Below are 9,005 nucleotides of genomic sequence, written 5' to 3'. Positions count from 1 at the left end.
CCCCCACCCCGACCGTCCCGCCGGGTACGGCCACCTGCCCGGTCAAGTCGAAGCCGGCCGGCAAGGTGCTTCAGGGCTACTGGGAGAACTGGGACGGCGCCGCCAACGGCGTCCACCCGCCGTTGGGCTGGATCCCGATCACCGACTCGCGGATCCGCGCCCACGGCTACAACGTGATCAACGCAGCGTTCCCGGTGATCCTCCCCGACGGCACGGTGCTCTGGGAGGACGGCATGGACGCCACCGTGAAGGTGCCGACGCCCGCCGAGATGTGCCAAGCCAAGGCGGCCGGCCAGACGATCCTGATGTCGATCGGCGGCGCCACCGCCGGCATCGACCTCAGCTCCAGCACGGTCGCCGACCGATTCGTCGCCACCATCGTGCCGATCCTGAAGCGGTACAACTTCGACGGCATCGACATCGACATCGAGACCGGGCTGACCGGCAGCGGCAACATCAACCAGCTCTCCCCCTCCCAGGCGAACCTGATCCGCATCATCGACGGGGTACTCGCCCAGATGCCGTCCACCTTCGGCCTGACGATGGCGCCGGAGACCGCGTACGTGACCGGTGGCAGCGTCGTCTACGGCTCGATCTGGGGCGCGTACCTGCCGATCATCAAGCGGTACGCCGACAACGGCCGGCTCTGGTGGCTGAACATGCAGTACTACAACGGCAGCATGTACGGCTGCTCCGGCGACTCCTACCCGGCCGGCACGGTCGAGGGCTTCACCAAGCAGACCGACTGCCTCAACGCCGGGCTGGTCGTGCAGGGCACCACCATCCGGGTCCCGTACGACAAGCAGGTCCCCGGACTGCCGGCCCAGCCGGGCGCCGGCGGCGGACACCTGCCACCCGCCTCGGTGGCCCAGGCGTGGAACACCTACGGCGGCGCGCTCAAGGGCCTGATGACCTGGTCGCTGAACTGGGACGGCAGCAAGGGCTGGACCTTCGGCGACAACGTCAGGGGGCTTCAGGGGCGCTGACCGGCGGCGTCTCGATCGCCACGTGCACCGGCCCGACCCGCAGGACGCCGTCGGTGAGCGGCGTGCACCGCACGCCGCCCCGACGGCGCAACGCCTTCCAGGCGCCCGGGCCGATCGCCACGTCCATCCAGGCGCAGGGGTTGGCCGGCCGGTTGACCCGCAGCCGGACCGGGCCGGCGCCGGAGTCCAGCACCAGCACCGCCCCGACGAGCTCGTCGACCGCGATGCCGGCGGTGAGCACGTTGCGGCGGACCTGCCGCAGATCGGCGCCGGCCGGCAGCGACTCCTGCGCGATCAGCGTCACGCTCGCCTCCCGGTGCGCGGGCCGGCCGAAGTACCGGTCACCGACGATCCCCAGACCGGCGCGGACACGCACCTCCTCGACCAGCTCGCCCTCCGCCGCGGGGGCTGGGCCGTCGGCGGGCCGGCCGACGTACCGGTGCACGGGCGAGGCGAGCAGTTGCACGATCCGCGGTGCCGGCGGAGGCAGCTGGGTCACGATCCGCGAACCTTTCCGAACGTCGTGCAGGAGGGGCGTCGCGCCACCCGCCCGACGCTAGCCGCCCGGCCCGGGTCTCGGGTCGGAACCGCGACAGCGCCGAGAATCACACCGACGACCACAGTGGAGGGTGCGGTGGTAGGAGATGGGCGCGCCCCGACATGGGAGATCATCATGACACGTTCCGCCCGCTGACCGGGCCAGCGCCGGCCTCGCCGGAGGCGCCGAGGCGGGGCGGGCGGAGCCGGGACCCGTCGGGCGCGCGGCCCGGCCGCCCCGGTACGCGAGCGTCACCCGGCCGGGCGACGCTGCCGTACCTGCCGCCCCGGACACGGGACGGGCCGGTTCAGGACGCGAGGTCGGCCAGCGCCGCCGCGACCGTCTCCGTCATCGGCGTCGTCGGACGGCCGATCAGCCGGGACAGGTCCCCGGGCGTACCGGCCAGCGCGCCCCGGTTGATGGCGTCGTCCACGTCGACGAGGATCTCGGCGATCGCGTCGGGCACGCCCGCGGCGGCCAGGATCGCCTTCTGCTCGTGCGGCGGAAGGTAGGTGTGCACGACCTCGGCGCCGCTCTGGCGGGTGATCATCTCCGCGAACTCCCCGAACGTCCACGCGGTGTCACCGCTCAACTCGTACGCCGTGTTCAGGTGCGCGTCGGAGGTCAGGACGGCGGCCGCGGCGGCGGCGTAGTCGGCCCGCGGCGCGGTGGCGATGCGGCTCTCCGCGTGGACGCTGTTGGCGATCGCGCCGCGCGCCATGATGCCGGCCAGGTCGCCGGTGAACATCGAGGCGTCGCTGTACCAGTTGTTGCGCAGGAAGGTGTAGGGCAGGCCGGTGGCGAGGATCAGCTCCTCGGTCGCCCGGTGCTCCCCGGCGAGCAGGAAGTCCGCCTTGGGCCCGCCGAACACACCCACGTACGCCAGCTGGGCGACACCGGCCGCGGCTGCGGCGTCGACGACCGCCGCGTGCTGGGCGATACGCCGGCCGACGTCGCTGGCGGAGATCAACAGCACCCGGTCCTCGGGCCGGAACGCGCCCGCGAACGTCTCGGGCCGGTCGTAGTCGCCCAGGTGCAGCCGGACGCCCCGGGCGACCAGGTCGGCCGCCTTCTCGGCGCTGCGGGCCACGGCGGTGATCCGGTCCGCCGGCACGCCGGCGGTGAGGAGCTCCTCGATGACCAACCGGCCCAGCTGTCCGGTGGCTCCGGTGATGGCGATGCTCATTGCGCTCTTCTTCTTCCAGGTCGGATGGGTGACGGCCGAACGGCCGGCGCCAACGCTACGACCGGTACTGCCGTTTTCGTAATTACCCACCTTCGAGTAAGGTACTGGCATGGACGTGAGTGCCGGTTTCGCGCTGGACGAGGAAGTGACCCTGCGCGGGTCCGACCCGTCGCCGGACGTGAACCGGGCCGGCTGCCCCTCCCGCCTGGTGCTCGAGCACGTCACCAGCCGATGGGGCGTGCTGGTCCTGGCCGCGTTGCGGGAACGGTCCTACCGGTTCAGCGAACTGCGCCGCCGGGTGGGCGGGGTGAGCGAGAAGATGCTCGCGCAGACCCTCCAGACCCTCCAGCGCGACGGCTTCGTCCAGCGCGACGCCCAGCCGGTCATCCCACCCCGGGTCGACTACTCCCTGACCCCGCTGGGGCGGGAGGCCGCCGACCAGGTGTGGACGCTGGCCCGCTGGGTCGAGGGGCGGCTCGACGACGTCCTCGCGGCCCGCGCGACCTACGACGCCGGCCGGGAGTCCTGACGCACTGGCGCCGCCGGGGCTAACCACCCTTCACGTGTGGCGCGCGCCGGGCCAGCATGACGACCGCGAGGATCACCACGATGAGCGCGAGCGCCTGACCCAGGGCGGCCTGCACGCCGCCCCGGATCGACTCGTCCAGCCAGATCAACCCGACGAGGATGGCGACCAGCGGGTCGGTGACGGTGATCGCGGCCAGGGCCGGCGCGCCCAGCGGCCCGGCCTGGTAGGCGTTCTGGCTGAGCAGCACCCCGAACGGCCCGAGCACGGCCACGGCGTACGCCTGCCACTGCGTGAACACCTGCAACGGGCTCTCCTGGAGGTGGAACGCCAGGCTGCTGACGAGGCCGGCGGTCACGCCGTAACAGATGCCCGCCGCGATCGCCAGGGGCATCGGTCGCCAGCGCCGCTCGAGCCGCACCGCGGCCAGCAGGCAGAGCCCGATCGAGACCACGACGGCCACGCCGAGCAGCAGTGCCGACCAGAACGACTCCAGCCCGCGCCCCTGGCCCCGGCCCGGCTGGGCGATCACCAGGAACGCCGCGAGTCCGAAGAGGCACAGGGTGGACTCGAGCAGGATCGTCCGGTCGGGGCGGTCGTGCTGGAACGCCGCGAAGAGCAGGACGTACCAGACGAGGCCGGTCACCAGCAGCGGCTGCACCAGGATGAGCGGGATCAGGCTCAGGGCGGCGACCTGGAGGGCGAACGCCAGCACCGCGAGCACCACCGACCAGCGCCAACTGGGCAGACGGACCAGGTGGACCAGGAGCGTGGGGCGTCCGGCCGGCTCCTCCGGCACCTGCCGCCCGGCGCGGAACTGGAGCACGCCCGAGGCGCCGAAGGCCGCGGCGGCGGCCAGTGCGATGGGCACCCCCGCCAGCATCTCCGTCGTGTCGTTCACCGCACGCCAACCGGTTCGGTCACATGTGCCTCCCCTACGGCGGTCGTCCGCTCCACGTCACCAGCGCCGAAGGCCGGGCCTCCCCCGTCCGGCGCCTCGGCTTCGTGCGGAACGAGGTGCTGACGGTGACCCGGCGCGGGTTCCCGGCGCCTCCGGAGATAAACGGGGGTGACCTCCCACCTGCCGGGCGGCTACTCGCGCAGTGCCGGCAATCGCCCTAAGAGTATGCAAATGGCGATTAAGCTGATGATTGTTCCGAAGGGGCGCTGGCGCGCCTCTCCGCCGCGTACCGCTGGGAGCATCCGACATGTCAGCGACCGGGCGTCTCGCTCTGCTCCGGCCCGCAGTCGTCCGGCTCGATCTGCGGCTGGGCGTGGCGGGCCAACGCGACCGCGCCGGCGACCGCGAGCACGAAACCCAGGATCGCCACCGGCGTGAAGCCGGGCCGGACCCGGTCGCCGAGCAGGAGCCAGCCGGTCACCGCCGGCGCCACCGTCTGCCCGACGACGGACGACGCCGAAGCGACCGTGACCGAGCCACGTTGCAGCGCCGTCGCGTACAGGAGCACACCGGTCAGGCCGGCGAGCACCACGGCGTACGAGGCGGGGTTGCCGACCACGTCGCCGACGCTCTCGACCTTCGCGAGCAGGCGCGCGCCGAGCGCCGCCGACCCGAACGAGAGCCCGGCCAGCAGGCCGGGCACCGCGGGACCGCACATCTTCGGGCTGCCCAGGTACGCCACGCCCCCCAGCAGGATCACCAGGGCGAGCAGCCACCAGCCGGCCGCGCCGGGCACCGTGCCCGGCGGCCCCGCCTTCGCGGAGAGGACGAGCAGCACCAGGCCGGCGATCACCCCGAGGATCGCCAGCCAGTCCCGCAACGTCAGGTGCAGCCGCAGCACGAGCATGGCGATGATCGCCACCATGCCGAGGTTGGCGGCTCCCACCGCTTGCACCGCGAACACCGGCAGGATCCGCAGGGCGGTGAAGGTCAGCAGGGAGGACGCCCCGTCCAGCACCAGACCTATCGCGTACGGGCCGTTGCGCACCAGCCGGAACAGCAGTCGCGGGTCGACGTGCGCGGTGGCGGCCAACCGGCGGGCGCCGACGGACTGCACGATCGCGGCCGTGGCACTGCACAACGCGGCGATGATCGCCAGCAGGAAGCCCAGAGCCATGTCACGATCCCGGTCTCGACGGCGCCGGACGTGGCCGGCGAAGGTACCTGCGCATACCCGTCTTCGGGCAGGTATCGCACGCCGAGCCCGGCGGGTGCGCGGTGAGTGCCCCGACCGGCCCGGTCGCCCGCCGCGTCCTGGTCGTCTCGGCCGACATCGGCGGCGGGCACGACGCCACCGGGCGGGCGCTGGAGGAGCGGATCCAGGCGATCTGGCCGGGCAGCCGGGTCAGCTGGGTGGACACCCTCGACGTCATGGGACCCGGAGTGGGTCGCAGCTTCCGGCGCACCTACGTGACGAATGTGGGCCTGACGCCCTGGTTGTACGAATTCTTCTGGGCCTCGCTGTGGCGGTTCCACTGGTTCGCCGGCACCGCCAAGCGGTTCACCGGCTCGTGGGCCGGGCGCCGGCTCGCCCCGGTCGTCGACGCCTTCGACCCGGACCTGATCGTCTCCACGTACCCGCTGGGCAGCGCCGGGCTGGCGTGGCTGCGTCGCCACCGCGGGCTCGGCGTCCCGGTCGGCGCCTGGATCTCCGACTTCGCGCCCCACCCCTTCTGGGTCTACCCCGAGCTCGACCTGAACCTGGTGGTGCACCGGGCCGCGGTGCCCTTCGCCGCCGTGGCCGCGTCGGGCACCACGTTGGGGGTCTGCGCGCCACCGGTGCTCGACTCGTTCCGCCCCGGCGACCGGACGGAGGCCGCCCGGCGCTGCGACCTGGATCCGGACCGGGCCGCGGTCGTGGTGGCCTGCGGGTCGTACGGCTTCGGCGCGGTCGAGGAGGCCATCCAGGCGCTGGTCGGTATCGGTGACCCGATCCAGGTGGTCGCGGTCTGCGGGCGCAACGAGCGGCTGGCCACCCGGCTCGAGGCGTTGAACGTCCCGGCGGGGCGGCTGGTGGTGCGGCGCTGGGTCGACGACATGCCGACGTTGTTGCAGGCCGCCCGGCTGCTGGTGACCAACGCCGGTGGGGCCACCGCGCTCGAGGCGTTGGCCACCGGAACCCCGATCGTGATGTACCGGCCGATCGCGGCGCACGGGGCCGCGAACGCGGCGCTGATGGCCGCCGCCGGGCTCGCGGAGACCGCGCACACCCCGCAGACGCTCGTCGCCGGAGTTCGCACCCGGCTCCGCCAGCCGCCGCGCCCGGTCGAGGTGCCGCCCGACGGCCGGCTGCCGGACCTCGGCCTGCCCGCGGTCGCCGGGTCACCGGGTCCGCTGCCCGGCCCCGCCACGGGTCTCGACGGTGAGTTCGTCCTCGTCGGCGAAGGCACGGACGAGGTCGCCCCGGCCGGGGGGATCGCGCCGGCCGGTGGCGGCCGCTCCGCGCGGGACGCGCGCCGGCCCGGGCCGGACGGCGCCGGCTCGCGTGCTCGGGAGGGCCGCCCGGCCCGCGGACGGCTGCCGAGTTGGCCCCTCCGACCGCAGGACGCCTTCTTCCTGCACGTCCAGACCGCCACCGAGGCCCAGCAGATCGGGACGGTGCTGGAACTGGGGCCCCGCGCCGAGGGCCGGCCCGTCACCCGGGAACAGCTGACCGCGTTGGTGGCCCGGCGGCTGCCGGCGATTCCCACCCTGCGCCGCCGCCCGGTGGAGCGGGGCCGGTGGCGCCGCCCCGGCTGGGTGATCGACCGGTTCGTCGACCCGGCCGCGCACCTCGACGAGGTCCACGTGGCACCCGGCGACGACGGCCAGGCGGCCGTGGACCACTTCTGGTCCGAGCCGCTGCCCACCGACCGGCCGCCCTGGCGGATGCTGCTGGTCAGCGGCCTGCCGGACGGCAACACCCGGCTCGCCGTCAAGCTGCACCACTGCCTCGGCGACGGTATCTCCGTGATCGCCGTGGTGCGTCGGCTGCTGGACACGATGGAGGCGGCACCGAGCCGCGCCCGCCGCAACGCCCCGCCCGCCACGCCCCGGATCGCCGGCGGCCGGCAGGCTTCGGCCGGGTTCGACCAGGCGCGGGAGGCCGCACGCCGCCTCGGGCGTACCGCCCGCGGCCTGGCCCGGCTCGCCACCCAGGGGGCCGCGCCGCGTACCCCGCTGAACCGCCGGATCGACTCGCCGCGACGGCGCCTCATCAACATGAGCCTGCCCGCCGCCGACGTGCTGAAGGCCGCCCGGGCCTGCGGCGCCCACCCGAGCGAACTCATGCTCGCGCTCGCCGCCGGTGCGCTGGGAGCGGCGCACCCGGCTCCGGTGCCGCCCCGGCTGCGGGTGATGTTCGCCGTCTCCCGCGACGCGCGGCGTCGCGCGCCCACCCAGGGCAACTGGACCGGGGCGGTCAGCCTCGACCTCCCGTCGCGGCCGATGCCGCCGCCGGACCGGGTCGCCGTGGTACGCCGGACCCTGCGCGCCGCGCTGAGCAGCGGCGAAGCCGAGGCGGCGGGCATGGTGATGCGGATGATGGGCGCACTGCCCGCGCCGGTGCACGCGGCTCTGGCCCGGCGGTTCTACACCAGCCGTCGCCTCAACGTGGTCGTCTCCTACATGCCGACGTCCTTCCCGCTGCGGGTGATGGCCGAGGCCCCGGTGCGAGCCGCCGCTCCCGTCGTCGCGCTCGCCGAGGACGTGCACGTCGGCATCGCCGTCCTGCGCAGCGGCGCCAGCTTCGAGGTCGGGGTGATCCTCAACGCCGCTCTCGCCGATCTCGGCGACGCCATCGTCGCGGCCCTGCGACGCGGCCTCGCCGAGCTGCTCGCCGCCGCGGACGCCGGGTCGGCCGGCGGCGCCCGGCCCGGCGACGGCGCGGCGACGCACGAGCTCCCCGTCGGGGGCTCCGGGGCGGAGCCGGGCTGGCGCGAGACACGCCGAACCGACGAGGGGACCGGTGGCAGGTCCGACCGGACGGTGTCGGGCGCCGTCCCGCCCGGAGTGCCGCGATGCGCCTGAACGGCGCGGTGGTGCTGGTCACCGGCGCATCGTCGGGGATCGGGTCGGCGGTGGTACGTCAGCTCGCCAACGCCGGGAGTCACGTCGTCGCGGCCGGCCGTGACCCGGACCGGCTGGACCGGCTCGCCGCGGAGACCGGCGCCACCACCCTCGTCGCCGATCTGAGCCGCCCGAACGCCGGGCGTGAGCTGGCCGAGCGAGCCCTGGCCCGCTACACCCGGGTGGACGTCCTGGTCAACAACGCCGGCGTCGGCTGGGCCGGGCCGTTCAACGGGATGGCCGACTCGCTCGCCGACGAGCTTCTCGCGGTGAACCTGCGCGCGCCGATGGAGCTGACCCGGGCGCTGCTGCCCGGTATGTGTCACCGCGGCGGCCACCTGGTCTTCGTCGGCTCGATCGCCGGCCGGCTCGGCGTGAACGGGGAAGCCGTCTACGCGGCCACCAAGGCCGGGCTCGACGCCTTCGCGCAGAGCCTGCGGATGGAGCTCGCCTGCCGCCGGGTGGCGGTGAGCACGGTGGTCCCCGGGGTGGTGGACACCCCGTTCTTCGTACGCCGGGGACAGCCGTACCGGCGGCGCCGGCCACGCCCGCTGCCGCCGGACCGGGTCGCCGCCGCCCTCACCGAGGCGATCGCCAAGGACCGGGCCGAGGTCTACGTGCCCGGCTGGCTGCGCCTGCCCGTGGCGGTACGCGGACTGCTGCCGGCGCTGTACCGCCGCCTCGCGACCCGGTTCGGCTGAGCCGCCGACCTGCCCGCGTCGCCGCGAGCGGGAGGCGGTCCCTGCCGGACCCGTCGCGGC

Annotated in this window: 8 protein-coding genes; 4 read left to right on the top strand and 4 right to left on the bottom strand. The window is 74.4% G+C overall.

Translation table 11 applies throughout. The features are described from left to right. Positions 1–986 (top strand): chitinase (locus E1211_RS13145; RefSeq protein WP_132348884.1); only part of this gene is annotated, 986 nt, incomplete at its 5' end. Here the strand turns inward: E1211_RS13145 and E1211_RS13140 are convergent. Together E1211_RS13140 and E1211_RS13135 are read right to left on the bottom strand one after the other, a co-directional pair. Continuing rightward, on the bottom strand, positions 964–1,485 hold the full coding sequence (locus E1211_RS13140) for a molybdenum cofactor biosysynthesis protein (RefSeq protein ID WP_243709517.1): 522 nt from the start codon (positions 1,483–1,485) through the stop codon (positions 964–966). The genes E1211_RS13145 and E1211_RS13140 overlap by 23 nt on opposite strands. Positions 1,486–1,831: 346 nt before the next feature. Continuing rightward, positions 1,832–2,710 (bottom strand): NAD(P)H-binding protein, encoded by an 879-nt coding sequence (locus tag E1211_RS13135; RefSeq protein ID WP_132348882.1) that lies wholly within the window; start codon positions 2,708–2,710, stop codon positions 1,832–1,834. A gap of 109 nt (positions 2,711–2,819) precedes the next feature. Between E1211_RS13135 and E1211_RS13130 the strand changes: the two genes are divergently transcribed. Then, complete coding sequence (locus E1211_RS13130) at positions 2,820–3,239, top strand: helix-turn-helix domain-containing protein (RefSeq protein WP_132348880.1); 420 nt, start codon at positions 2,820–2,822, stop codon at positions 3,237–3,239. A gap of 19 nt (positions 3,240–3,258) precedes the next feature. Here E1211_RS13130 and E1211_RS13125 read toward each other — a convergent pair whose 3' ends face one another. Together E1211_RS13125 and E1211_RS13120 are read right to left on the bottom strand one after the other, a co-directional pair. Then, positions 3,259–4,137 carry a DMT family transporter gene (locus E1211_RS13125; protein ID WP_132348878.1) on the bottom strand — a complete coding sequence of 293 codons (879 nt, stop codon included), beginning with the start codon at positions 4,135–4,137 and terminating at the stop codon, positions 3,259–3,261. A 310-nt stretch (positions 4,138–4,447) separates the two neighbouring features. Beyond that, positions 4,448–5,314 carry a hypothetical protein gene (locus tag E1211_RS13120; protein WP_132348876.1) on the bottom strand — a complete coding sequence of 289 codons (867 nt, stop codon included), beginning with the start codon at positions 5,312–5,314 and terminating at the stop codon, positions 4,448–4,450. A gap of 101 nt (positions 5,315–5,415) precedes the next feature. Between E1211_RS13120 and E1211_RS13115 the strand changes: the two genes are divergently transcribed. Then, on the top strand, positions 5,416–8,205 hold the full coding sequence (locus tag E1211_RS13115; RefSeq protein WP_132348874.1) for a wax ester/triacylglycerol synthase domain-containing protein: 2,790 nt from the start codon (positions 5,416–5,418) through the stop codon (positions 8,203–8,205). After that, positions 8,196–8,945, top strand: a complete 750-nt coding sequence (locus E1211_RS13110) for an SDR family oxidoreductase (protein WP_132348872.1) — start codon at positions 8,196–8,198, stop codon at positions 8,943–8,945. Before E1211_RS13115 ends, E1211_RS13110 begins: the two co-directional genes overlap by 10 nt. Positions 8,946–9,005 lie beyond the last annotated feature (60 nt).

This window comes from Micromonospora sp. 15K316 (assembly GCF_004348525.1).
Taxonomy (GTDB): domain Bacteria; phylum Actinomycetota; class Actinomycetes; order Mycobacteriales; family Micromonosporaceae; genus Micromonospora.
The sequence above is the reverse complement of the archived record's forward strand: the minus strand, read 5'-3'. Positions and strand labels throughout refer to the sequence as shown.